Annotated in this window: 20 protein-coding genes and 1 pseudogene; 8 read left to right on the top strand and 13 right to left on the bottom strand. The window is 65.5% G+C overall.

The features are described from left to right. Positions 1-2 precede the first annotated feature (2 nt). Genes TMZ1T_RS04615 through TMZ1T_RS04605 form a run of 3 tightly spaced genes read left to right on the top strand, consistent with a single transcriptional unit; the run spans position 3 to position 3295 of the window. Complete coding sequence (locus tag TMZ1T_RS04615; RefSeq protein WP_012584728.1) at positions 3-1409, top strand: integrating conjugative element protein; 1407 nt, start codon at positions 3-5, stop codon at positions 1407-1409. Beyond that, on the top strand, positions 1406-1759 hold the full coding sequence (locus TMZ1T_RS04610) for a hypothetical protein (protein ID WP_003140982.1): 354 nt from the start codon (positions 1406-1408) through the stop codon (positions 1757-1759). The genes TMZ1T_RS04615 and TMZ1T_RS04610 overlap by 4 nt, the downstream gene beginning before the upstream one ends. Before the next feature lie 15 nt (positions 1760-1774). After that, entirely contained in the window at positions 1775-3295 is a 1521-nt protein-coding gene (locus TMZ1T_RS04605; protein ID WP_012584727.1) for a conjugal transfer protein TraG N-terminal domain-containing protein, read from the top strand. 11 nt (positions 3296-3306) lie between these two features. Here TMZ1T_RS04605 and TMZ1T_RS04600 read toward each other — a convergent pair whose 3' ends face one another. From TMZ1T_RS04600 to TMZ1T_RS20455, 6 genes are read right to left on the bottom strand one after another with little or no spacing between them, the layout of a single operon-like run. After that, positions 3307-3681 carry a DUF3742 family protein gene (locus TMZ1T_RS04600; RefSeq protein ID WP_012584726.1) on the bottom strand — a complete coding sequence of 125 codons (375 nt, stop codon included), beginning with the start codon at positions 3679-3681 and terminating at the stop codon, positions 3307-3309. Between the two features lie 15 nt (positions 3682-3696). After that, positions 3697-4446 (bottom strand): Qat anti-phage system TatD family nuclease QatD, encoded by a 750-nt coding sequence (qatD, locus tag TMZ1T_RS04595; RefSeq protein ID WP_012584725.1) that lies wholly within the window; start codon positions 4444-4446, stop codon positions 3697-3699. A gap of 13 nt (positions 4447-4459) precedes the next feature. Further along, positions 4460-5827, bottom strand: a complete 1368-nt coding sequence (gene qatC / locus TMZ1T_RS04590) for a Qat anti-phage system QueC-like protein QatC (RefSeq protein WP_012584724.1) — start codon at positions 5825-5827, stop codon at positions 4460-4462. Beyond that, complete coding sequence (gene qatB, locus TMZ1T_RS21720) at positions 5824-6708, bottom strand: Qat anti-phage system associated protein QatB (protein ID WP_012584723.1); 885 nt, start codon at positions 6706-6708, stop codon at positions 5824-5826. Before qatB ends, qatC begins: the two co-directional genes overlap by 4 nt. Then, positions 6708-8651: a Qat anti-phage system ATPase QatA gene (qatA, locus tag TMZ1T_RS04580; protein WP_012584722.1), complete on the bottom strand. Its 1944-nt coding sequence runs from the start codon at positions 8649-8651 to the stop codon at positions 6708-6710. Before qatA ends, qatB begins: the two co-directional genes overlap by 1 nt. Beyond that, entirely contained in the window at positions 8648-9256 is a 609-nt protein-coding gene (locus tag TMZ1T_RS20455) for a poly-gamma-glutamate hydrolase family protein (protein WP_012584721.1), read from the bottom strand. Before TMZ1T_RS20455 ends, qatA begins: the two co-directional genes overlap by 4 nt. Before the next feature lie 225 nt (positions 9257-9481). Here TMZ1T_RS20455 and TMZ1T_RS04570 point away from each other — a divergent pair, with 225 nt between their 5' ends. The 3 genes from TMZ1T_RS04570 to mobH all read left to right on the top strand — a co-directional run bounded on the left by TMZ1T_RS04570 (position 9482) and on the right by mobH (position 13139). Then, positions 9482-10240 carry a type IV toxin-antitoxin system AbiEi family antitoxin domain-containing protein gene (locus TMZ1T_RS04570; RefSeq protein ID WP_012584720.1) on the top strand — a complete coding sequence of 253 codons (759 nt, stop codon included), beginning with the start codon at positions 9482-9484 and terminating at the stop codon, positions 10238-10240. Further along, on the top strand, positions 10233-11087 hold the full coding sequence (locus tag TMZ1T_RS04565; protein WP_012584719.1) for a nucleotidyl transferase AbiEii/AbiGii toxin family protein: 855 nt from the start codon (positions 10233-10235) through the stop codon (positions 11085-11087). The genes TMZ1T_RS04570 and TMZ1T_RS04565 overlap by 8 nt, the downstream gene beginning before the upstream one ends. Before the next feature lie 201 nt (positions 11088-11288). Then, complete coding sequence (gene mobH, locus TMZ1T_RS04560; RefSeq protein ID WP_012584718.1) at positions 11289-13139, top strand: MobH family relaxase; 1851 nt, start codon at positions 11289-11291, stop codon at positions 13137-13139. A 26-nt stretch (positions 13140-13165) separates the two neighbouring features. On the opposite strand, the gene TMZ1T_RS04555 is transcribed toward mobH, so the two are convergent. After that, the gene (locus TMZ1T_RS04555) at positions 13166-13465 is read right to left on the bottom strand and encodes a helix-turn-helix domain-containing protein (RefSeq protein WP_012584717.1); all 300 of its coding nucleotides are present in this window, start codon (positions 13463-13465) and stop codon (positions 13166-13168) included. Between the two features lie 105 nt (positions 13466-13570). On the opposite strand from TMZ1T_RS04555, the gene TMZ1T_RS04550 reads away from it, so the two are divergent. After that, entirely contained in the window at positions 13571-14197 is a 627-nt protein-coding gene (locus TMZ1T_RS04550; RefSeq protein ID WP_012584716.1) for a LysR substrate-binding domain-containing protein, read from the top strand. Positions 14198-14294: 97 nt separating this feature from the next. On the opposite strand, the gene TMZ1T_RS04545 is transcribed toward TMZ1T_RS04550, so the two are convergent. Beyond that, a complete protein-coding gene (locus tag TMZ1T_RS04545; RefSeq protein ID WP_012584715.1) occupies positions 14295-15443 on the bottom strand; it encodes a cytochrome P450 in 1149 nt (382 codons plus the stop codon). A 495-nt stretch (positions 15444-15938) separates the two neighbouring features. Here TMZ1T_RS04545 and TMZ1T_RS04540 point away from each other — a divergent pair, with 495 nt between their 5' ends. Beyond that, complete coding sequence (locus tag TMZ1T_RS04540; RefSeq protein ID WP_261789173.1) at positions 15939-16205, top strand: type 2 periplasmic-binding domain-containing protein; 267 nt, start codon at positions 15939-15941, stop codon at positions 16203-16205. A gap of 16 nt (positions 16206-16221) precedes the next feature. Here the strand turns inward: TMZ1T_RS04540 and TMZ1T_RS04535 are convergent, their stop codons facing one another. The 5 genes and pseudogenes from TMZ1T_RS04535 to TMZ1T_RS04515 all read right to left on the bottom strand — a co-directional run bounded on the left by TMZ1T_RS04535 (position 16222) and on the right by TMZ1T_RS04515 (position 23336). Beyond that, positions 16222-17490, bottom strand: coding sequence for a tyrosine-type recombinase/integrase (locus tag TMZ1T_RS04535; protein WP_012584714.1), 1269 nt, complete (start codon positions 17488-17490; stop codon positions 16222-16224). A 270-nt stretch (positions 17491-17760) separates the two neighbouring features. After that, entirely contained in the window at positions 17761-19233 is a 1473-nt protein-coding gene (gene trpE, locus TMZ1T_RS04530) for an anthranilate synthase component I (RefSeq protein ID WP_012584713.1), read from the bottom strand. A gap of 313 nt (positions 19234-19546) precedes the next feature. Further along, entirely contained in the window at positions 19547-20227 is a 681-nt protein-coding gene (locus TMZ1T_RS04525; protein ID WP_040829465.1) for a phosphoglycolate phosphatase, read from the bottom strand. After that, positions 20224-20919, bottom strand: a complete 696-nt coding sequence (gene rpe / locus TMZ1T_RS04520; RefSeq protein WP_004322782.1) for a ribulose-phosphate 3-epimerase — start codon at positions 20917-20919, stop codon at positions 20224-20226. The genes TMZ1T_RS04525 and rpe overlap by 4 nt, the downstream gene beginning before the upstream one ends. 70 nt (positions 20920-20989) lie before the next feature. Continuing rightward, positions 20990-23336: pseudogene (locus tag TMZ1T_RS04515) on the bottom strand (ATPase, T2SS/T4P/T4SS family). Positions 23337-23360 lie beyond the last annotated feature (24 nt).

Genomic DNA, 23360 nt, shown 5'->3' with positions numbered 1-23360 from the left:
CGATGAACGCCTCCCTCCCTGACTTCCTGCACCGCGCGAAGTCGCCCCTGCGGGCCACGCAGCTCGTGGCGGCCATCACGCTGGTCGTCGGCGTCGCCTGGGCGCAGACCCGCATCGACCCCAATGGCGTGAACGTCAGCGGCAGCGTGATCGGCGACGACGTGCTCTACAGCATCGGCGGCGGCCGGGCCGTGTCGATGGGTGGTGCCGGCAACATGCAGAGCATCGGCGTCGGCGTCGGCTGGAACAGCAACCTGATCTGCGGCGACATGAGTATCACCACGACACTGCAGAACCAGCTCAACGGCATCACCAACGGCTTCCAGACGATCATGAGCAACGTGATCCAGAACGCCACCAGCGCCGTGGCCTCGCTGCCGGCGCTGATCATCCAGCGCGCCGACCCGGGGCTCTACAACCTGCTGACCAACGGCATCCTCCAGGCGCGCCTGGACTTCGACCGCTCGAAGATGACCTGCCGGGCCATCGCCAATCGCATGGCGGATATGGCCGGCGGCCAGGCCGGCTGGGACCAGCTCGCCGAGGGGATGGCGCTGCGGGATGCGGTCAGCAGCACCGATGCCGTCTCCGCCATCGAGCAGGCCGAGTCCAACAAAGGAAACAACGGCGTGCCATGGGTCGGCGGCGGCAACGCGGGCGGCTCCGGTCAGAGTTCGATCAAGGTGGTCGGCGACGTGACGCGCGCGGGCTACAACCTGCTCAACGGGCGCAGCGCCACCGATAGCTCGTCGATCGCACCCAGCGCCTGCGGCAACCGCCTGACCTGCCAAACCTGGTCCTCGCCGCAGGCGGCCTCGGCCTGGGCGATCCGCGTGCTGGGCGAGCGTGAGCAGCGCACCTGCGAAAACTGCACGAAGACCCAGACCACGCCTGGCGTCGGGCTGACGCCAATGATCCAGGAAGAGTACGAAACCAAGCTGCAGGTGCTGCAGGAACTGGTGACGGGCGCCCGGCCGACGACGCTGGCCAATCTCGACGCGGCCGGCAGCAGCTCGCTGCCGATCACCCGCGGCGTGATCGAGGCCTTGCGGGACGAACCCGACCAGGACCTGCTGGGCAAGCGCCTCGCGTCCGAGGCGGCGCTGTCCAGCGTGCTGGAGAAGGCCCTGCTGCTGCAACGCACGTTGCTGACCGGCAAGAAGGAGCCGAACGTCGCTGCCAACGAGCTGGCCGTGCAGGCGGTCGACCAGGAGAACAGCGCGCTGGAGCAGGAGATCAACAACCTCAAGACCGAACTGGAGCTGCGCCGCACGCTGGCCGGCAACTCGGCGATGGCGATCATCCAGCGCCACAGCACCCGCGCGGCCGGCTCGCGCGGCGTCTTCGAGGGCGACACCACACGCGACCGTCTGCGGGAAGTCCAGAAGCCGCGGAGCGGTACGCCATGAGCCGGCTGGCCTGGCTGCGGCTGCCATGGCTGTTCAACCGCCGCGTCGGCGTGGCGCTGCTGTGGACCTTGCTGGTGGCCGCCGCCGCGGTGGCGGTGAACATCGCCGGCATCCACGTGGTCGGCGGCGTCGAGGGCTGGCAGCACTGGCTGCAGGCGCACGCCGGCCACTTCTTCGTGTGGCGGCTGTGCCTCTACGGAGCGACGGCTTACGGCTGGTGGTGGATGCGTCGGCGCCTGTTGCGGCGGGAGCCGTCCCGCGAGACGCATCAGCGCCTGCTGCGCACGGCGATCGCGGCCGTGATCGCCGTGGTCGCGCTGGAAGTCAGCCAACTGTTGCGGCACGGCTGAGACCGGGAGGCAGGCATGACGCTCTACACCACGGACTACCTGGAGTATTACCTGACCCTGGTGGCCTGGGTGGTCAACAACGGCATCTGGAGCATTCTCGTGGCCAGCGGCGTGTTCGCGCTGCCGTTCGTGGCCATCGTGATCCAGGAGTGGCTCAAGGCCCGCAGCGAAGGTGCGGACGAAGGCAACAAGGGCGTGCTGTCGTCGATGCGCATCGAGAACCGGGTGTGGGTGGCGATCGTGGTCATCATGTTCGCCGGCATCCCGTTCATCCCGGTGGATCTCGCCACGATCAGGTTTGACACCACGCGCTCCGCGCAATGCCAGGTCAGTGTCCCGCTGCCCAACGACACGGGCTGGTCCAACGTCTACACGGCGCTCAACGACCAGAGCGCGCTGGTGCCGGTGTGGTGGTTCTTCATGCACGCGCTGTCGAAAGCCGTGACGGGCTCCGCGGTGGCGGCGATTCCCTGCGGCACGGACCTGCGTCAGATTCGCATGGATGTGGATGCCACGCGCATCGACGATCCGGTGCTGGCACAGGAGGTCGCCGACTTCACGCACGACTGCTACGGGCCGTCGCGCGCCAAGCTGTTCATGAACCGGCCGACGCTCTCCGACGAGCAGATGAACGACGTCACCTGGATCGGGTCGAGTTACTTCCTCGACACGCCCGGCTTCTATGACACCTATCGCGCCAAGACCCCACGCACGGCCTGGCCCTACGACGCGACCCGCGATGCGGGGCTGGCACAGGTGGACAGCGGCGGCGGCTATCCGTCCTGCCGGCAGTGGTGGGCCGATGGCGGCCAGGGACTGCGCAGCCGGCTGCTGGCACAGGTCGACCCGGACCTGCTGACCCGCATCGGGCGCTGGGTGGGCTTCCTGTCGCAGCGCGAGGTCAATGACTCGGTGATCCGCGCCGTCGTCTCACCGCGGCAGCAGAAGATGAACCAGGGCGCCGTCTACACCGACTACGGCGGCCAGATCGACAAGACGCTGCCGAACATCGTCACGCGCGGCGCGAGCGACCTGGGTCTGACCGTCGGTTCGCTGGGCTTCTTTCCGGCGATGGACGTGGTGCGCCAGGCGCTGCCGATGGTGCTGTCGCTGCTCAAGATGGCACTCGTCATCTGCATCCCGCTGGTGCTGCTCTTCGGCACCTACGAGCTGAAGGCCCTGGTCGCGGTGAGCTGCGTGGAGTTCGCGCTGTTCTTCGTGGATTTCTGGTTCCAGCTCGCGCGCTGGCTCGACAGCACGATCCTCAATGCGCTCTATGGCTGGGGGTTCGGCGCGAGCCGGCCGCACTCGAACTTCGATCCCTTGATCGGTCTGAACAACGCCTTCGGGGACATGCTGCTGAACTTCGTCATGGCGACAATGTTCCTCGTACTGCCGAGCTTGTGGGTTACCGCACTGGGCTGGGTAGGTGTTCGTGCTGGCGGCATGCTTCAAGGTTTGGCAAACGGGACCAGGGACGCAGGGCAAGCGGGTGGCAAGGGATCGAATCTATTGATCAGCGCTGCCAAAAAGTAGCTTGCCGTACATCAGTCGCCTTCAAACCGCGGGTCTGGATCGTCGTTGTGCATCGTTGGGTGATAGAACAGACCTTCGCGGTGATCGCGCTCCTCTGCCTTGCGACCAAGAAAATCGGAATCGCCTTCCGTGTTGTCTTGCCTTGCGATCCAAGCCGCAGCCAAGATGCCCCCGATCAGCAACGCCAGCCAGAACGCGACGTAGAGCAGTATCCCGAGCGCTGTGAGCTTGATTACCGCGAGAACGACCTTGGCAACGTTCGGCGTCCATCCTTGAGCCACCAGCCATCCATTCGCCCGCCGATCCAAACGCACGCAACCTCGCCATGCCTGACCCAACATCCGGCCCAGGCGCTCCGCGAAAGTTGTATGTACAACGGGTTTCATGATGATTACCAAGGGTTATGCCAAAAGGGTCCGAAGGTTGCCGCGAATGACGTCCGCCATTTCGGCCGCTTGTATACCGCGCAACCGGCTCAGAGCTTCCACCACGATTGCCACATCGACCGGTTGCGAGGGTCGCTTGCCGGTGCGGGTGAAGGGCCCATCTGTCTCAGTCAATATCCGATCCAAGGGGATGGTCTGAACCATCGCGACGTGCCTCTCTTTGTCCAGCATTCCCGCATTGATCGAGAAGTAGCAACCCAGCTCCAACGCTCGCTTCGCCTCGCTTTTCGTTCCCGTGAACCAGTGGAGAACGATCTTGCCACGTTCCGGCGGCAGGTGCGCCTCGACAAGATCGAGCACCGCCTTGGCCGATCTAATGCTGTGGGTCGTGATGATCTTGCCACCCGCCTCAGCGCAACGTTGCAACACGTGCTGAAACACGCGCTTCTGGGCATCGAGCGACTTGAAGAACCGAGGACCGGCGTCCAACCCGACCTCGCCGACATAGCGAGTCTCTGAAAGATACCGGTCCCATAGCTCGATTTCTTTCTCGCGCTCTGCGACCAACTGGGGGTGCAGCCCGAGCGCCGCTCGAACATGCTTCGTGCACTGTGCGAGTTCGTGATTGCGAGGCCAGGCGCGAGGTGTCGTCGTCACCGCAAGCGTGAACACCCCGGCCGCGTCCGCGTTCCGAACAGCCACGGCATGGTCCGGATAAAGGTCCAAGTGGCAGTGAAAGTCCACGAGACCGGTTGTTGCGATCATGCGCGCGCCCTAGTCAACTCGGCCGCGCCTCGACGCCATCGATGAGCCGGGCGACTTCATCAAGGCCGCGCCGGTAGACATCGGCGAGTTCATCGAGGTGCGCGGCTTCGTCAGCAAGCGAGCCGGGTTTATGGATCAAGAGGTTCGCAAGCTGCGGTCGCCCTTTCAAGCGCTCGATTGCGTACTGAAACGACCTGACCTGCTTTCCGGGCGACTCGCGCGTGTCCAGTGGCTGCGCGCGGAGGTCCGGCACGGTGTACGTAGTCGCATCGTTTCCGTTGCCCCATGCCGTCATCAGCGCCGCACGGCGAATCAGGCACGGCAAGCAATACCCGCAGTGCTCGATTCCGAGTCCCTGCCACCGACCCTTGGTGGGGGAGGAACACGACAGAGAGTCCGTCGCCAACTTCTTCAAGAGTGCTGGGTTGCGACAGCCCGCGACCATCTCCCCTTTCGTTTTGTCCCAATAGGGGTTCAGGATCTCCCCGTCTATGCCGAGTGAGCCGAGCAGGTCGTTCCACCTTGCCATGTAGTACGGATGCGTCGTGCGGGTACTGTTCGAGCCCAGCCGCAGTGGGTCCAGCGGCACATTCAGAGCGATCAGCCCGTTCTCGGGAACCCGCAACGTGAAGCGTCGTCCTAGTCCAGTACCAGCGAACACCCCGAGCGCGAGGAACAGGAACGATCTTCCCCGCGTGCTGTTCTCCGAGCCGACTCCTTCCACGAGGCCATCGTCGAAGGTCATTCCGACGCGTAGCCGCTCGAAGGATGACCTGTCGTAGTGCTTCTTCAAGCCCGTAAGCAACTTGCCCTGCGCGTCGCTGGTGGCGCCTTCACCGAAGTGACTGACCAGCAATGGGGTCGCGCCGTCCTCCAAGAGGTCTATGGCGCCGATAAGGCTGTCCAGCCCGCCCGAAAAGAGGCTCAGGGAGTCGAAGGGTGGACAGATAAGACTCGGGGGCGCCTCCTCAGCAATCGTCGCGAACCGAGCCGGACGCGCCCTGAACCCGATCGTCCATCGATCTCCCGTCAAGAAATCCAGCGACTTCTTCAGCATCGCTGTCGCAGTTCCCCAACGAACCGGATCACTGACCGGAACAACCAGACGAATCTCGCGCGTCCAGGAGTCTTGCGATTGCTCAGCTCGCGAGATGCGCGTGTCCGCGGCATGCACGTGAGCAGCCAGCACTAGCAGGTCGATGCCAATCTCCGAGGGAAAGACGCCGATCTTCTTCAAGCTGGTTAGCGCACCACCGATGCCATGGTCCAGGGACTTCTCGCCAGCGGCGAGTTGCAAGTAGGTCCTCTGTTCATCCACACCGACCGGAACGTCAACGTGGTCATCGGGGCCGAAGCGCCCCGCCAAGAGTTGTCGCTTCATTGGTTGGCCTCCGCATCCCCCAGGGCCTGCAGGATCGCAAACGCGGACTCGTACACGGTGTCGACGAAGGTTTGAATGCGTTCGGGCGTGAGATTCGGTGACTCCGCCCGGGCCCGGGTCAGCGCGTCGCTCACCCCGCCCCGAATGAAGTCACGCAACTGCTGTTCGACGCGGTGTGCCGCTTGGGCGTCCACCGGCATGGTCACGGCCTTGGTGCCGATGTCATTGCAGATCCGCGCTTCGATCGCATGCGTGGCGTACAGCTCGAAGACCGTTTGCATCTGATCCGGCGTGAAAGTGGTCAGGTCAGTCAACCCTTCGCTGGCCAGTTCAACGACGGTTTCGATGTAAGCCTCACGGGCGACGCCTTCATCGACGGTGCCTGCGCCTGGGCAGATGTAGTCGGCCAGGCCCACGAAAATCTCGGTGATCGGGCGACCTGCCAGGGACTCCAAGTCGAGCGCGCGCAAGGCCTCGCGCACCCCCCGCGCCTGCGCGTCAACCAGGAAGCCGAGAAGGCGCGCGCCGGCACTGCGAGAGGCTCCCATTCGCTGGGCTGCCTGCCGGGCACCGCCGGCGGATGTGGAGACGTATCTTGAAACGGCCCGGCCAAGGTTGGCCCTGTCAGTGCCGCCGGAACCGGCAAATCGCGTGAAGCAATTGCGGGCGCCGGAGAAACGCTGCGGGTCTGCCGTTCTTGGAATTGGCAGGTGATTTGGCGGCACAGGCGGCGCGCCGCCGTCGGCCGGTGGCTGGCCGTCCGGTCCAGCTCCCGTGCCTGCAGGAGCAGCGGGAGCGTCACCGCCATCAGCGCCGCCGAGCCATGATGGAACAAGCGGAGTGCCGCCGCCAGGGCCACCGTAAGCTGTCGAAGTGCCCATCAGCGTCCTCCCTTTACGTCCTTGAGGGCCGCTTCGGCGCTTGCTTTGAGGCCGGGGTTATTGGCGACCTTGCTCCACTCGCCCAGCAGCTTTGTCAGACGAGCGGCGCATTCGGCATCTTTGATGACACCCTGCCAGCCGCTGACAGCCCATGGGCCACACTTGCCACTTGGCAATGCTTCCAAGAAGTCCATCAACCGGCCCTGCAAGCCAGGTTGCGCCTTCACGAGGACGACAAGTCCATCAACACCCGCGGGCTTGGTGTCGAAGGTGCCCGTGCTCATGATCTTGGTGCGCACGGCCTCGAACACCTTCTCCGCTTCGGGCTGCACGAGCTGCTTCAACTCGGCCTCATAGCCCTGGACGGTCATCTTGCCGCTGAACAGCTTCTCCACCACGCCGGCCAAGTGACCCAGCACGGACACCGGGCCGAAGTAGTCCTTCTTGTCCTTTGTCACGAACAAGTAGGGGCGTAGATCGAGACCCGAGAGTTTGGGTGACAGGCGCGCCCAGTCGCACACCGTCTCTGACGACCGCCATTCAGTCAACACGGCGTTGTCAAGCGCGGGCCCTGGCTCGCCGGCTCTCTGTCCCTTCCGCTCGCCGCCCTGCGATTCCTTACCGTCGGCCGTCGCCAGCCCCTTTTCAAGTGTTTCGAGGTCCTCGCATAGCCCCTGCGGGTGGACCGCGGCGACAAACGCGATCTGCTCGAACAGCCTCGGGATGAAGCGCTCAGCGAGCATGAGCTTCGCGAGCACGGGCAGTTTGATATCGTCCCCGAATCCGCGCGCGGCCGCAGTACGCTCACGCAGCAGCAGCGTGTTGAGGAAGCGTTTGATCTGACGCGGGTTGCCCTTCGTACCGCTCGCCAGGATGGGGCCAATCTGGTCACTGAGGGCAAGTGCGTTGTTCGCCTTCTCGGCTTGCTTGCTGAGCGCCGTCTTGACGGTCGCCGCATCCAAACCGCCGCTGGTCCAAGGACGCTTCAGCTTCTCACGCGCCACGCCAATCAAGTTCGCATAGTCGGCGTCGTTTTCACCGATTTCGGCGCCGGCCAGCAGCAGCGTGACGTAAATCCGTGTCTCGGTCTCGCCCAGCGCCGGGATACGGAATGGGACCTGGATGAGCTTTTCGAGGTAGTTGCGTGCGTAGTCCCGCGGTCCGGTGCTGTCCGGCAGATCGGGAAAGTGCTTGCGCACCGCATACTCGATCATCGCCTCGTCGGCCGCGACGACGAACGCCGTCCGGGCGGTGAACACGAACAACCGGATCGCTTCGAGCGTTTCGATGGCGGTGTCTGGCAAGCAGCGGTCGAGGTCATCGATCAGGACGATGAGCTGTTTGATCCCCGCGTCCTTCAGGAGCTGGTCGAAGGCCATGCGGAACGCTTCCACTTCCTCGGGCACATTCTTTGTCTCGCCCGGCTTCAGCACGGCCTTCACCTCGTCGATCGCCGTCGAGAGGTTTTCTTTCGTGGCGAGCTTGGCAGGATCCGCCATCACCGCTTCGAGCGAGCCGACGATAGCTCCGATTTGATCGGGTGTCGGAATGCCTGTGAACGCGGTCAGGGCGAGGCCGCCGGCTCTCTTCGCCACCTTTAGCCAGTCGATGCGCCGGAAGACATCCTTGACCGCGGCCGCGGCCTTGTTCAGGGCCGGACGCTTCTCGACCAAGCCCGTGACTATCCCCTCGATCAGGGCGATCTTGGCATCCTCGAAGCCTTGAAAGCGCCATCCGTTGAACTTGAGGCACAGGACTTCGTCCTTGTCGGCGAACCCCGCCTCGATCATTTCGAGCACGCTGGACTTGCCCGCACCCCAGTCGCCATGCACGCCGATCGTCACCGGATGGTCGGGCCTGGCGCGAAGCAACTCGATGATCGTGGTCGCGATGGCCTCGTTGTTCAGCAGGTCGACCCGGGTTTCGTTGTCGGTCAGAATCATCGGCGTTGATCTCCCCCTGGCAGTTCGTTTGGCAAGTTCAAGAGTACGGAGCGGATAGCTGCGGACACCGCATCACGCGGCCCATGCAGCCTGAGACCGAGGGTCAATTCAACTTGCACACCAAGACCGCGCCGTCCCCGATTGCAAATGTTGTTCGGATCCGTTGCCGGGAACGAGTGTCCCTTCAGATCGACTTCCACACCAAGCCGAGCAATGGCTTGTCCGATGGATATCTTCAATGAGTCGTCAAGGCCGCCCATCAGGACGCGCTGTGCCTTGCCGCCGCAGCCGTGGATCGCGACCACGTGGTCGCAGGCGGATAGCAGTGCCAGGCAGCGCGGTTCATCAAATTTGTGGCTGGTCAGATGAAGTGCAGCGTAGTTGCCAGCCTGACGAATTCCTTCGAACAGATAGAGATTGGTGTCCGTGCCAGCGACCGCTCGCGCGATGTCCGACGTGAACTGCTCAATACCTCCGCCATGCGGTGCGATGACGGCGATGGATGATCCGGCGAACGGGCGTACATGCACCCTGTAGTCCGTTCCTTCGGCTTGCGCGCTGGCTAAGTCGGCATAGCCGCCATATCCATCGGCAAGGCTACTCATCGCGCCCCTCGACTGGGAGCGCCGGCCCTTGGAGCGATGCCAGCAAGATTGGGCACAGCGGCTCAGGCATCAGGCCACCGTTCGAAGGATACGGCTGGCCGAGCCGGGTTGGCTTGGGTCGCAGGGCGATTAGATTTTTCATTGAAAATCAAACCTTATGCTACTTTCTCTGCGCGTTCTAGCGATGACTCTAGGGCTGATTGGATTCCGTGCTATCTTTATAACATGGATGGAAATTCTAGGCACCAAGTAATCAAGGGGCTGCAGGCGGGACTCCCCCGCGGGGCGCCGTTCGACCTTGCCACCCTGAGCCAGTTCGGGGTGTCGCCCCAGCTCGCCGCCCACTATGCCGACGGCGGGTGGCTCGTGCGCCTGGCCCATGGCGTCTATGCCTTCCCGAACGATGAATTCGGGGTCTACGGTGCGCTGAAGTTCCTGCAGCAGCGCGTGCCCGGCCTGCACGTCGGCGGCAAGAGCGCCCTGGCCCTGCAGGGCGTGCGGCACAACCTGGGTAGCCGGGAGACGCTGGTGCTGTGGGGCGACGGTCGTTTCGCGTTGCCGGCCTGGTTCACCTCGCGCTTTCCGGCCCGCTACGTACACGCCCGTCTGTTCGACTGGCCGGACGCGACGCTGGCCGGCAGGACCCTGACCACGCCGCCTGGCCTCCCCGACGAGCTGCGGGTGGCAGCCTCCGAGCGTGCCGTTCTGGAGCTGCTTTACGAGGCCGGTGTCAAGCAGAGCCTCGAAGAGGCCCGCAACATCTTTGATGGACTGCGCTCCCCCCGCAAGGACTTGCTCGGGCAACTGCTGTCCTGCTGCGTCAGCGTGAAGGCCGTGCGCCTGTTCCTCACCTGGGCGCGCGAAACCCGCCTCGTGGATGTCGATGCCCTGCTCGAGCAGTATCCGGTTCGCACCGGCAGCAACGCGCGCTGGATGAGCCGGCTCGATGACGGCACCTTGCTGAGCCTGAAACCCCATGGATAAGACCTACGCGGACACCGTTCGCCTGCTGCTGGCCGTCGCGCCCGACGTGTTCGCCAACGATATCTTCGCCATGAAGGGTGGCACGGCCATCAACCTCTTCGTGCGGGACATGCCGCGCCTGTCGGTGGACATCGACGTGGTGTACCTCCCGTGGCAGACGCCGCGCGACGAAGCGCTGCAAGCCATCAACCAGGAGCTGGCCGCCATCGCCATGCGCGTTGCACCACTGGGCGTGCAGACACGCCTGGTTCGCGCCAAGGACCTGGGAGACACCAAGCTGATCGTCGAGAACGACGCCAGCCAGGTGAAGATCGAGGTCAACGTCGTGTTCCGAGGCAGCGTGCTGCCCGTCGAGCGGCGGCCGCTGAGCGCCAGCAAGCTGGTGGCCGCGCTGGATCGGCAGCACCCGCGCGATCTGTTCGACGTGTGGCAGCTCTTTGAGTCGGGCGACATCAGCGACGGCATGGTCGAGTGCTTCGTGATCTATCTGGCGGGCCACAACCGGCCGCCCCACGAAGTGCTGTTCGGTAACGACAAGGACATCGCCGGCGAGTACGAGCGGGCCTTTGTCGGCATGGCCGAAGTGGGCTGCTCCCTGGAAACACTGCTCGACGCTCGCGCCAGGGTGCGGCGCGAGCTGCCACAGCGACTGAGCACCGCGCACAAGCAGTTTCTGAGCGGGCTGGCGCGCGCAGAACCGGACTGGTCGCTGGTGCAATGCCGGCACGCCGCGCAACTGCCGGCACTGCGCTGGAAGCTCGCCAATCTCGAAACCTTCCGCAAGCGCCGTCCCGACGACTTCGCAGCGCAATCCGCCGCCCTCGACACCGGCTTGGGCCAGAGCTGACGAACGTCCCGCAGCGCCCCAATGCCGGGATTGCCCCATGCCGCATTCATCGTGGCACCCGCGAAGCAGCGGCCCTATACCCAAAGGCTTCCGACAAAGGCCAAAGGGCTGGGAAGGGGCAAAGGAAGGATGCCAAGGGGAAAGGCCCTATCCTGAAAAGGCCAAAAGGCGCCCCGAGCAGCCCGTCATCCGGGGTTCGTCATGCTCTCGCTGTTCCAGCGCAAACGGGTGCCACCCACCGCCGGCACACCGCCCACATCCGCCATCGAAGCTCCGAAAGGGTCGATGCGGCCGGAGTCGGCCGCATCGCTGCTGGCCACGCCGCGTCGGCAGAAACTGCTGGAGCACATCTGGCAGCGCACATCGCTCTCGCGCCGGCAGTTCGCCACGCTCTACCTCGCCCCACTGGAGCGCTACGCCGAACTGGTCCAGCAGTTCCCGGCATCCGAGAACCACCACCACGCCTATCCGGGCGGCATGCTGGACCACAGCCTGGAGATCGTCGCCTATGCATTGAAATTGCGGCAGTCGTACCTGCTGCCTGCCGGCGTCACACCCGAGGCACAGGCGGCCCAGGCCGAAGCCTGGACCGCAGGCACGGCCTACGCGGCCCTGCTGCACGACATCGGCAAGATTGCGGTCGATCTGTACGTCGAGCACGCTGACGGCAGCGTCTGGCATCCCTGGCACGGCCCGCTGCGAAAGCCCTACCGCTTCCGTTACCGAAAGGAGCGTGAATACCGCCTGCACAGCGCCGCCACCGGGCTGCTCTACACGCGCCTTCTCGATCGGGACATCTTCGACTGGCTCAGCGGCTATCCCGACCTCTGGGCCGCGCTGCTGTATGTGCTGGCCGGCCAGTACGAGCACGCCGGCACGCTCGGCGAGCTGGTCGTGCAGGCCGACCAGGCATCGGTCGCCCAGGAACTCGGCGGCGATCCCAGCAAGGCGCTGGCGGCGCCTAAGCATGCGCTGCAACGCAAATTGCTCGACGGCTTGCGCTACCTGCTCAAGGAAGAATTCAAGTTGAACCAGGCCGGCCCGGCGGACGGTTGGCTGACCCAGGACGCCTTGTGGCTGGTGAGCAAGACCGTCTCCGACAAGCTGCGCGCCCATCTGCTGTCGCAGGGCATCGACGGCATCCCGGCGAGCAACACGGCGGTGTTCAACGTGCTGCAGGATCACGGCATCGTGCAACCGACGCCGGATGGCAAGGCGATCTGGAAGGCTGCTGTCACCAGCGACACCGGCTGGTCGCACGCCTTCACCTTCCTGAAACTCTCGCCGGCGATGATCTGGGATGCCGCCGACCGGCCGGCGCCGTTCGCAGGCCGTGTGCAGGTCGAAGAGGAACAAGCGGAGCCGACGCCGCAGGCGCCGGCGGTGCCCGATGGGCCGCGCGCGGAAGGCATCGAAGCTGCATCCGCGAGCACGACGCCGATCGCATCCGCAGCCATGGACACCGGCGTGGCCGCGCTGCTCGACCTGCTGGGCGACACCGCTCCACCCCCGGCACCGGAGATCCCGAGTTCCCCTGTTGCCGAGCCCGAGCCGGCCCCTTCGACCGTGCCCCCGCCGCAGATGGGCCTCGCGCCTGCCCAGGATCGCGCGGAGCCCTCCGGGGCGCACTTCATGGCCTGGCTGCGTCAGAGCATCCAGACGCGCAAGCTCATCATCAACGACGCCAAGGCCCTGGTGCATACCGTCGCCGGTACGACCTACCTCGTCAGCCCCGGCGTGTTCCAGCGCTACGCGCAGGAGTACCTTCAAGTCGCCGCGCTGGCCAAGCAGGAGAAGCTGGAGGGGTGGCAGTGGGTGCAGAAGCGCTTCGAGAAGTTGGGACAGCACCGCAAGCAGCCGAGCGGGCTGAACATCTGGACCTGCGAAGTCACGGGGCCGCGCAAGTCGCGCCGGCTGCACGGCTACCTGCTCGCCAGCCCGGAGGCGCTGTTCCGGGAAGCGCCGCCAGACAACCCATACCTGCGGCTCCTCAACGAGGCCGCAAAGCGCGAAGATTCAGCCCTTGGGACCAAGGACGACGATCAGGCGTAGGCATGCGACCGCTGTGCGGGCCGGCTTCAATCTGCGGATGGGGCCGACTCCGCCAGCTTGGCTTCGGTCAGAGTCATCAAGTGGGCGGAACTGCATTTCAGCGCACGGGCAATCTTGAGGATGAGAGGGAGCGTGGGGACATGCTCGCCGCGCTCGATCTTGCCCATGTGCGACCGTTCGATGCCGGCCATGTGGGCCAGCGTTTCCTGAGCGATGCCCTGGCTGGTTCTTTCTTCCCGCACGGCAGCCCCAAACGCGATGGCTGGTTCCGCTTCGTAGGTAGTGGTGCCGGTGGGGCGGCCCCTTTGGATCGAACGCTTTGGCATTGCCAAGAGCGTCGAACACGGTCACGATTTAAACCACGTTAAACTTAACTCATCCAACGGCTTCGAGATCAGTTGCCACGAGTTCACCGCCTGGGGGAGCTGGACGTGGAATCGAGTGACATCACCGCCGAAATTCGCATGGCCGTCCTCGGCGAATGGGTGCCTCCCCAGCTCGCCGACGTGCTCGCCCTGCAGCGTGCCGAAGAGCCGGAGACCCATGCCGTCCTGGCCGGGTGGACAGATCCCGGTCGAGGCGCGGAGCTGCCGGGCGACGGCTTCGACTTCGCCTTGTCTGCGGTTGCCCGGCAGTGGCCTGGCTGGGTATGCGAACCGCTGTGGCATGACACGCTGGCGGTCGCCGTGGCCAAGCGCTCCCACCTGCTGGCCTACCGTGAAGTGCCGTGCCAGGAAGTGCTCAAGCAGCCCTTGATCTGCTCGCAATCCACGGCTCATGAACCATGGCGCATGACCGCACAGCGCGTGTTCGAGAACGCGCTGCAGGAGCGGGAGCAAACGGTGGAGACATTCGATGTGGCGATGACGCTGGTTGCCGCCGGGTACGGGATCGCCATTGCGCCGTCGGTGAAGCTGGCCGGCTACGCGAACCGCGGCATCGCCGCGCGACCCTTGGCTGGCGCACCAACCGTCGTGATGGCTTATCTCCTGTATCCACGTGCGCGCCTGACCGAACCCGTGGCCAGGTTCATTCAACGCGCTCGCAGCGTGTCCTGATGCCTCGAGTGCCGCAGCTACGTGGCAAAGTTGTGCCCGGCGGATACCACTGTTGCTGATCAGGCAGTCCGACGATTGCCATGCAAGGCAACCGGGGCTACGCCAACACAACCGCCACCTTGGCCCACCCACCGACTGGAGATACCGCCCGTTCGGCCGGTTGCTGTGGCTCAAGTGCAATCGACGACGTTGCGGCGAGGAGTTCTTGTACCGCGATGCGCATTTCCAGCGTCGCCAGCGAGCGCCCGGGGCACGCGTGCCTTCCGATGCCGTACACCAGGTTTCGATCGGCGTTGCGCTCCACATCCAGGGCGTCGGGGTCGCCAAAGACCGTCTCGTCTCGGTTCGCGGAGGTCCAGTTCAGCTTCACGCGTGCCCCTTGCGGCAGTTCAACGCCGCCGATCGTGACGGGGCACGTCGTCACGCGCCGATTGGATACGAACGGATCATCGATCCGAAGGATCTCGTCGATCATGGCATCGATCTCGGCGTCAGGCACGCCCGAGCGCAGTTGATCCTGCACAGCGGGGTGCGTCGCCAAGTAATGAACCAGCACGCCGATACACTGCGCGATGGAGCCCAGGTCCCCTCCCGTCCAGTTCCGCAGAACCGACACGATCTCTGCGTCGGTCAGGGGCCGGCCGTTCACTTCGGTCCGCATGAGCCGAACGGTGACATCGTCAGTGTCGTCCTCGCGCGCCCCGCGGCGCGGCTCGAGCACCGACCGGATCAGATCGTCGAACGACTCCGCCACCTGCCGCGTCCAGGACCTGTCGCCCGAGCGCGTCGCGGCATGGTTCTCGGCAACCCAGTCCACGAGGCGATCTTCGAGATCAGCCGGCCAGCCCAGCCACGCGCTTTGCGCCCGGACGGCAAACCGAACGCCCACTTGGGACACGGCGTCGATGGCGACACCCCTGGGCAGCGACGCGACCAAGTCGGCCGCCACCCGACGGAATCTCTCACGGAAGGGGGTGAGCGCCTCCGGGGTAAGGAAGCGGTCCAGGGCCTCCCGGTATGCCGTGTGCTCGGTTGAGTCCATGCCATTCGGGACGTGGAGTTGGCTCGACACCGCGCTGGAAAACCGATCATCACTCAGCGCAGCCTGCACGACCAGCTCGTGCCTCAGCAGCACCCACTCGCCATGGACGTTGCGCACCACGCCGTGCCGGGGACGCAACTCGTCGGTATAGGCCCTCAGGTCCCTGCCGGCGGCAGACACGTCGTCGGGCATGTGATCGGTCATCCCTACCCCCTCCTTGCGCCCCAGGCAGACGGCGGTCGATACCCAGGTCATTACGTAGGAACAAATAGCCGTCGCTGCCACCCGAGCGGCTCCGCCAAGAGGCGATTCGTCAAGCAGCACCTGCGCCGCTGCCCCGTCGTTGGAGTGGCGGTACCGGACGGTCTTGGACCGGAGTCGGCCCGGCACCAGCGCTGGACAGCTGATGGGAGCGCGCTTCAGCGTCGGGTTCCCGACGATAACACAATCCGAGACTGCCGACGTCGCCGATAGCTTGTGCTCACATTCTAACGCCCGCCGACCAGCGTGAGGACGCCCGTCCGCTTTTGGCCGTTATGGAGATCGCACATAGCGGCCAGGAGCGACCGCACGTCAGCGCGGCCACAAAGCGGTCATACATTACGGGTGCCTGCGATCCGGCCTACACACAGTCCAGGCCAGGAAGTGCTGAAGCAGCTCTTGATCTGCTCGCAGTCCACGGCCGGGGAGCCACGGCGAATGACAGTTCAGCGTGTGTTCGAGAACGCGCTGCAGGGCCGAGAGAAAACGGTGGAGACCTTCGACGTGGCGATGACGCTTGTTGCCGCAAGGTACGGGATCGCCATTGCGCCGACCGCAAGACTCACCAGCTACTCGCGCAGAGGCATCGCGTTGCGACCACCGGCTGGTGCGCCGACGATCGTCATGGTTTATCTGCTGCGGCCTGACGTTCCCCTGGCAGGCTCGCGGGCAAGGTTCGTCCGGCGCGCTCGCTCAATATCCTGAACGCATCTCGCAGGCATCACTCTCGTTCGATGACTCTCAGCAGCGCCCTGCGCCGCTTCGACAGCGGGCCGAAGGCTTCCATGATCTTGCTCATCGAGTCGCTACGGGCCAGCACATCAAGGATGTCCGCCCAATCCTGCATGATGATGGTGCGCGAGGCGATGTACTTGGTGTGGTCATACGGTGCGCGCGAGGAATCCTTCTTCCGTTTCGAGTGCGCCAGTTGCAGGTCGACGCGATTCTCGGGATAGCTCAACAAGCCAAGCAGTGTGGTCGCTGTCGCGCGGAAGCCATGCGAGGAAAACTGGCCTCCGTAGCCCATGCGTTCCAGCACCTTGTTGAGCGTCGTGGCTGACATCACCTCTCCAGGCTTGCGGAAGCTGGGGAACAGCACCTCCCCTCCACCTGTCAGCGTGTGCAGCTCTTTCAAGAGCACGGTGGCCTGCCTCGAAAGCGGAACGATATGCGGTTGCCGCATCTTCATGCGACCCGCCGGCACTGTCCAGATTGCATTGTCCAGATCGAACTCAGACCAGTGCGCCTTGCGGAGTTCGGCCGTACGGACGTAGGTGAGAGCCATCAACCGCAGCGCGATGACGGTGACGCGATAGCCCGCATCATCCACACGGCTCAGGAACTTGGGAATGTCCTGCCACGCCAGCGGTGGATGGTGGCGAACCCGCGGGCGCTTGACCGACCGTTTCAGCAGCGCCGTCGGATCACTGTCGCAAAGCTCCTCACCTGCCGCGTATGCAAAGAGCTGGCTAGACCATTGCCTGATCAGGATCGCCACAGTGGCGGCACCACGCTCGGCAACGCCCTGGATGAGCGGACGCAAATGCGCGGTGCGAACCGAGCTGATCGGCAGCTTGCCCACCTTGGGAAAGACGTCCTTCTCCATGGTGCGCTTGACCTGCGCGGCATAACCCTCGCTCCACTGCACGTTGCTTGCCATCCACCTGCGCGCTACGGCCTCATAGGTATTGTCGCCCTTTTCGAGCTGGGTGGAGATGCTGATCCGCTTCTCCACGACGGGATGCACGCCCTTCTTGACGAGTTCCCGCGCGCGATCCCGCTCGTTGCGCGCGGCTTCCAGCGACACCGCGGGGTACTTGCCGATCGCGTAGATCGCAGGCTTGCCGCCAAGCCGATAGCGATAGCGCCACAGCTTGCTGCCGTTGGGCGTGACGTACAGAAAGAGACTGCCTCCATCCTTGAGCCAGTACGGTTCTGCTTGAGGGAGGATGGTCTCGACCTTGCGGGCCGAGAGCAGGTTCATGGCCATCTGTGTATATCACCTCTCAGGAGGTTCGATATACACGGAAATATACACACTTGCGGCAGATTGGCCTAGCCGTCACTGGACCAACAAGGAATAAGAATCGCTTTAAATCATTGTCTTGCGCGACTTCCACGGAATGCAGCGGAGCTTGATGGACGTCAATCGTAGTTGTCGATCATCAGCAGCATGGTCTTTCCCTTCGCGAAGCCGCGCGCCGCGCGGGCATCGCCAGTATCGAGGCGTGGTGGACGGAGGGCGGCGCAGGCGCCGCGCTCAGAAGCGGGTGTCGAGTCCGCCTTCAGCCATCTCGGCGGCGCGCAGCATCGCGCGCGCCTTGCTCTGGGTCTCGTTCCACTCGGCGTCGGGGTCGGAGTCGGCGACGATGCCGGCGCCGGCCTGGACGTGGATCTGGCCGTCCTTCACCACCGCGGTACGGATCGCGATCGCCAGGTCCATGTCGCCATGGAAGCCGAGGTAGCCCACCGCGCCGGCGTAGATGCCACGCTTGACCGGCTCGAGCTCGTCGATGATCTCCATCGCGCGCACCTTGGGCGCGCCCGACACGGTGCCCGCGGGGAAGGTGGCGCGCAGCACGGCGAGCGCGTCGAGGCCCTCGCGCAGCTTGCCCTCGACGTTGGAGACGATGTGCATCACGTGCGAGTAGCGCTCGACGGTGAAGCGCTCGGTGACCCTGACCGTGCCGACCTCGGAGACGCGGCCGGCGTCGTTGCGGCCGAGGTCGAGCAGTTGCACGTGCTCGGCGATCTCCTTCTGATCGGCGAGCAGTTCCTGTTCGAGCGCAAGGTCCTCGGCCGGGGTGGCGCCGCGCTTGCGGGTGCCGGCGATCGGACGCACGGTGACGACGTCGTCCTCGAGCCGGGTGAGGATCTCGGGCGAGGCGCCGACGACGTGGAAGTCCTCGAGGTTGAAGTAGAACAGGTAGGGCGAGGGGTTGAGCGAGCGGATCGCGCGGTACAGCGCCATCGGGCTGGCGGCGTAGGGCTTGCTCATGCGCTGCGACAGCACGACCTGCATGAGGTCGCCGTCGACGATGTACTGCTTGGCGCGGCGCACCGCGTCCTTGAAGGCTTCCTCGCCGAAGCTCGACACCGGCTCGGCGGACTCGCCGCGGAACTCCTCGGGGATCTCCACCGCCTCGCGCAGGCGGGCGAGGAGCTCGCGCAGGCGCCTCTGCGCGCGCTTGTACGCGCCCGGCACCTCGGGCTCGGCATAGACGACGAGGGTGAGCTTGCCGCTTAGATTGTCGACGATCGCGACCTCTTCCGACAGCAGCAGCAGGATGTCGGGCGTGCCGACGGTGTCGGTTTTCTCGGTCTTGGCCAGGCGCGGCTCGATGTAGCGCACGGTGTCGTAGCCGAAACAGCCCACCAGACCGCCGGCGAAGCGCGGCAGGTGCTGGCGCGGCGGCACCTTGATGCGGTTCATGAACTCGGCGACGAAGTTGAGCGGGTCGCCGTAGTCGCGACGCTCGACCAGGCGGTTGCCGGTGAGCAGCAGGGCGGAGCGGCCATAGACCTCGATGCGGGTGGGCGAGGACAGGCCGATGAAGGAATAGCGCCCGAAGCGCTCGCCGCCCTGCACCGATTCGAGCAGGTAGGTGTAGGGCTCGTTGGCGAGCTTCAGGTAGATGGAGAGCGGGGTGTCGAGGTCGGCGAAGGTCTCGAGGGTGAGCGGGATGCGGTTGTAGCCCTCGGCGGCGAGGGCGTTGAATTCGTGTTCGAGCATGGGGGCTCCACGTGGGACGGATCGATCGGAAGGGCTTGCAGCGGGCGGGGAAGGCGTCGCGCAGCGTGCGCGGCGGGCCCCGCAGGGGGAGGTCGCGTTCAGTGGCCCAAAGGCCAACGCCAGCCGCCGCGCCAGTCGGGCTGGGCGGAGGACGAGGCGGAGAACAGGCGATCCCGGGGTGCGAGCATCACGATGAAGTCGTTGGTGGAGAGACGGACGAGGGCGGATGAAAGGGCGCCGGCGCAGCCACCGGACCTTGCGAGCCCGCAGCGGGATTGCGAGGGATTGCGCCGCCCCTGCCGCCGGTTTGCGCCTATGCAGGACCGATATGGTCCAACACTTCGAGTGCGTTCGATAGTAGCCCATCGCATTCGATGCTGTCCACCGGCATGCCTTCGCTGTAGCCGTAACGCACCAGCAGCACCGGCATGCCCGCGTCGCGCGCGGCGAAGGCGTCGTTGGCCGAGTCGCCGACCATCAGCGCCTGCCGGGCGGCCACGCCGAGGCGCGCGCAGGCCAGGTGCAGCATCGCCGGGTCGGGTTTCTTGACCGGCAAGGTGTCGCCGCTGACCACGGCGTCGAAATAGTGCGCAATCGCCATGCGCTCGAGCAACGGCAGCGTGAAGGCCTCGGCCTTGTTGGTGACCACCGCCAGCGGCAGCCCGTGTCCGCGCAGGCGCTCGAGCAGTTCGCCGACCCCGGGGTAGATGCGCGTGCGCGCGCCGTTGACCACAGCATAGTGGCGGCGGAACACGGCCACGGCGGAGTCGATCTCGTCCTCATCGGCGTGCGTGCCCTCGGTGAGGCAGCGCCGCACCAGGTTGGGAATGCCCTTGCCGACGAAGCTGTGGATCTCCTCCAGGCTGCGCGCCGGGCGGGCGAGCTCGGCGAGCATGAGGTTGGCGGCGTCGGCGAGGTCGGCGATGGTGTCGAGCAGGGTGCCGTCGAGGTCGAACAGCACCGCGCGCGGCGCGAAGCGCGCGTCCATCCTCATGCCTGCACCGCGGCGAGCTCGGCGCGCAGCGCACCCAGGATCGAGTCGTAGCGGTGCGGATCGGCGGCCTTCGCGGCACCGAATACCGCGGAGCCGGCGACGAAGGTGTCGGCTCCGGCGCGGGCAATCGCGGCGATGTTGTCGGTCTTCACCCCGCCGTCGATCTCGAGCAGGATGCGGCGACCGCTGCGCGCCTCGTAGGCGTCCAGCCTGGCACGCGCGGCGCGCAGCTTGTTGAGGGTCTCGGGGATGAACTTCTGCCCGCCGAAGCCGGGGTTGACGCTCATCAGCAGCACCACGTCGAGCTTGTCCATGACGTGGTCCATCCAGTCGAGCGGGGTGGCCGGGTTGAACACCAGGCCGGCCTGACAGCCGGCGTCGCGGATCAGCCCGAGCGTGCGGTCGACGTGCTCGGAGGCCTCGGGGTGGAAGGTGATGACGTTGGCGCCGGCCTTGGCGAAGTCGGGCACGATGCGATCGACCGGCTTCACCATCAGGTGCACGTCGATCGGCGCCGAGGTGTGCGGGCGGATGGCCTCGCACACCAGCGGGCCGATGGTGAGGTTGGGGACGTAGTGGTTGTCCATCACGTCGAAGTGAATCCAGTCGGCGCCGGCGGCGATGACGTCGCGGACCTCCTCGCCGAGGCGGGCGAAGTCGGCGGACAGCAGGCTGGGGGCGATGCGGTACATGGTGGGCTCCGGTGCGGGTGGCAGCGCGGATTCTAACCCGCGCCCCGCCGATCGGCCGCCCCTGCCGCGCTCAGCGCACGCAGACCTTGCGCACCTGCTTCATGTCGGTGATGCCGGGCGAGCACCTTCTCGATGCCGTCCTGGCGCAGCGTGCGCATGCCTTCGGCGAGCGCCTGGCCGAGGATCTGGTCGACGCGGCCGCGCGACTGGATCTGGCGCTTGATCGCGTCGGAGCCGAGCATCAGCTCGTGCAGGCCTACCCGCCCCTTGTAGCCCTGGTTGCAGTGCTCGCAGCCGACCGCGCGGTAGAGCCGGAAGCCGCCGTCCTTGTCGCCGAAGGCCTCGCGCCAGCGCCCCAGCACGCGCTCGCGGGCGGTCTTCGGGTCGGCGGCGAAGTCCGGGGTCAGGTGCATGTCCTCGCAATATTCGTCGAGCAGGCTGGCGAGCTCGTCCTCGCCGACGCGGTAGGGTACCCGGCACTTCAGGCACAGGCGCTTGGCCAGGCGCTGGGCGAGCACGCCGAGCAGCGCGTCGGCGAAGTTGAACGGGTCCATGCCCATGTCGAGCAGGCGCACGACCGATTCGGGCGCGCTGTTGGTGTGCAGGGTCGAGAACACCAGGTGGCCGGTCAGCGAGGCCTCGATGCCGACCGAGACGGTCTCGTGGTCGCGCATCTCGCCGACCATGATCACGTCCGGGTCGGCGCGCAGGAAGGCGCGCATCATGGTGGCGAAGTCGATGCCGGCCTTGCGGTTGACCTGCACCTGGCGCAGGCCCTTCTGGGTGATCTCGACCGGGTCCTCGACCGTCCAGATCTTGGTATCCGGGGTGTTGATGTAGCTCAGGATGGAGTGCAGCGTGGTGGTCTTGCCCGAGCCGGTGGGGCCGCACACGAAGAAGATGCCGTAGGGCTTGGCGATCGCGCTCTTGAGGCGCTCGAGATTGAAGGGCAGCAGGCCGAGCTGGTCGATCGGGATCGGCTCGCTGTGCGCGAGCAGGCGCATCACCACGTCCTCCATGCCGCCCTGGGTGGGCAGCGTGGCCACGCGCAGCTCGAGGTCGACCGGGGCGAACTTGCGGAAGCGGATCTTGCCGTCCTGCGGCTTGCGGCGCTCGGAGATGTCGAGGTCGCACATGATCTTGATGCGGGTGACGAGCGGGTTGCGGTAGCTTGCCGGGATCTCGATGTAGGGCACCAGCGAGCCGTCCTTGCGGAAGCGGATCTGGGTCTTCTCCTTGCCCGGGCGGGGCTCGATGTGGATGTCGGAGGCGCCCTGACGATAGGCGTCGATGATGATCTTGTTGACCAGCTTGACGAGCTCGTTGTCGGCGGCGGCGTTGACCTCGTCCCGGAGCGAGAGGGCGTCCTCCTCGTGATCGTCGAGACCGGACAGCAGGTCCGAGACCGAGGCGTCGTCCAGGGTCACACCGAAGAACTGCTCGACCGTCAGCTCGAAGTCGCGCTGGGTGGTGACGCGGTAGGTCAGCCGCTTCTTCGGCAGCACGTTCTGCGCCACGCCCGAGCTGCGCACCTGCTCGGGGTCGACGCACAGGATCACCACGCCCTCGGGGTTCTCCTCCCAGGGCAGCCACAGGCTGCGCTCGACGAACTCGCGCTTGATGTTGCGCAGCAGGTCCATCGGCTTGACGTGGTTGGCGACGAAGGGCTGATAGGGCACGCCGAAATAGCGCGAGGCCGCTGCGCCGAGTTCGGCGTGGCTGAGGCCGAGCTGCTCGATCAGCAGGTTCTCGGTGCCCGCCCCGCTCTCGCGCGCCTCGCGGGTGGCGTCGGCGAACTCCTCGGCGGTGATGCGGCCATCGACCACCAGCGCCTCGAAGCGCGAACGCAGGCGCCCGGCCTGGCGGTTGTGGCGCAGGAAGGCAACGCCGAGCGTCTGTGCGAGCCCCATCAGCCCCTCCTCGGTCATCTTGGAGAAGGGTTCGCGGTTGAGCGTGTTGATGAGCTGCACGACCCCGAGCAGGCTGCCGGTGTCGGGATCGCGGATGGGCGCGACCAGCATCTGGCGCGAGTGGAAGCCGGTGCTGGCGTCGACCTCGCGGCGCAGCGCGAGGTGCGGCGAGATGCGGCGCAGCTCCTCGTCGTCGTACACGTCGCGGATATTGACCAGTTGGCCGCTGAGCGCGACGAAGCCGGCGATGCTGTTCTCGCCGATCGGCAGGCGGATGCTCTGCACCCCGCTCAGCCCGGTCTTGACCCGGGTGACGATCGAGGCCCCGCCCTCCTCCAGCGCGTAGATGGTGAAGCGCTCGGCCTCGAACAGCGAGCACAGCTCGGGCGCGAGCTCGAGCATGATCTCGTCGGTGTCCTTGCTCGCATGGATGCGGTTGGTCAGCGTCTGCAAGCCCTTGAAGAAGGCGAGACGGTGCGTGACGGCGCTGGACACGGAGGTGTTCATGAGGATTCCTCGGGATGGAGACGC

Source organism: Thauera aminoaromatica (assembly GCF_000021765.1).
GTDB classification, from domain to species: Bacteria; Pseudomonadota; Gammaproteobacteria; order Burkholderiales; family Rhodocyclaceae; genus Thauera; species Thauera aminoaromatica.
The sequence above is the reverse complement of the archived record's forward strand: the minus strand, read 5'-3'. Positions and strand labels throughout refer to the sequence as shown.

Bases quoted from the DNA above. Each gene is read 5' to 3' on its own strand.
- TMZ1T_RS04535 (WP_012584714.1), bottom strand. From the start codon at position 17,490: ATGGCCATGAACCTGCTCTCGGCCCGCAAGGTCGAGACCATCCTCCCT.
- TMZ1T_RS04545 (WP_012584715.1), bottom strand. From the start codon at position 15,443: ATGACCGATCACATGCCCGACGACGTGTCTGCCGCCGGCAGGGACCTG.
- TMZ1T_RS04615 (WP_012584728.1), top strand. From the start codon at position 3: ATGAACGCCTCCCTCCCTGACTTCCTGCACCGCGCGAAGTCGCCCCTG.
- rpe (WP_004322782.1), bottom strand. From the start codon at position 20,919: ATGTACCGCATCGCCCCCAGCCTGCTGTCCGCCGACTTCGCCCGCCTC.
- TMZ1T_RS04600 (WP_012584726.1), bottom strand. From the start codon at position 3,681: ATGAAACCCGTTGTACATACAACTTTCGCGGAGCGCCTGGGCCGGATG.
- qatD (WP_012584725.1), bottom strand. From the start codon at position 4,446: ATGATCGCAACAACCGGTCTCGTGGACTTTCACTGCCACTTGGACCTT.
- qatB (WP_012584723.1), bottom strand. From the start codon at position 6,708: ATGGGCACTTCGACAGCTTACGGTGGCCCTGGCGGCGGCACTCCGCTT.
- TMZ1T_RS04555 (WP_012584717.1), bottom strand. From the start codon at position 13,465: ATGCCAAAGCGTTCGATCCAAAGGGGCCGCCCCACCGGCACCACTACC.
- trpE (WP_012584713.1), bottom strand. From the start codon at position 19,233: ATGCTCGAACACGAATTCAACGCCCTCGCCGCCGAGGGCTACAACCGC.
- qatC (WP_012584724.1), bottom strand. From the start codon at position 5,827: ATGAAGCGACAACTCTTGGCGGGGCGCTTCGGCCCCGATGACCACGTT.
- TMZ1T_RS20455 (WP_012584721.1), bottom strand. From the start codon at position 9,256: ATGAGTAGCCTTGCCGATGGATATGGCGGCTATGCCGACTTAGCCAGC.
- mobH (WP_012584718.1), top strand. From the start codon at position 11,289: ATGCTCTCGCTGTTCCAGCGCAAACGGGTGCCACCCACCGCCGGCACA.
- qatA (WP_012584722.1), bottom strand. From the start codon at position 8,651: ATGATTCTGACCGACAACGAAACCCGGGTCGACCTGCTGAACAACGAG.
- TMZ1T_RS04540 (WP_261789173.1), top strand. From the start codon at position 15,939: ATGACAGTTCAGCGTGTGTTCGAGAACGCGCTGCAGGGCCGAGAGAAA.
- TMZ1T_RS04570 (WP_012584720.1), top strand. From the start codon at position 9,482: ATGGATGGAAATTCTAGGCACCAAGTAATCAAGGGGCTGCAGGCGGGA.
- TMZ1T_RS04605 (WP_012584727.1), top strand. From the start codon at position 1,775: ATGACGCTCTACACCACGGACTACCTGGAGTATTACCTGACCCTGGTG.
- TMZ1T_RS04610 (WP_003140982.1), top strand. From the start codon at position 1,406: ATGAGCCGGCTGGCCTGGCTGCGGCTGCCATGGCTGTTCAACCGCCGC.
- TMZ1T_RS04565 (WP_012584719.1), top strand. From the start codon at position 10,233: ATGGATAAGACCTACGCGGACACCGTTCGCCTGCTGCTGGCCGTCGCG.
- TMZ1T_RS04525 (WP_040829465.1), bottom strand. From the start codon at position 20,227: ATGAGGATGGACGCGCGCTTCGCGCCGCGCGCGGTGCTGTTCGACCTC.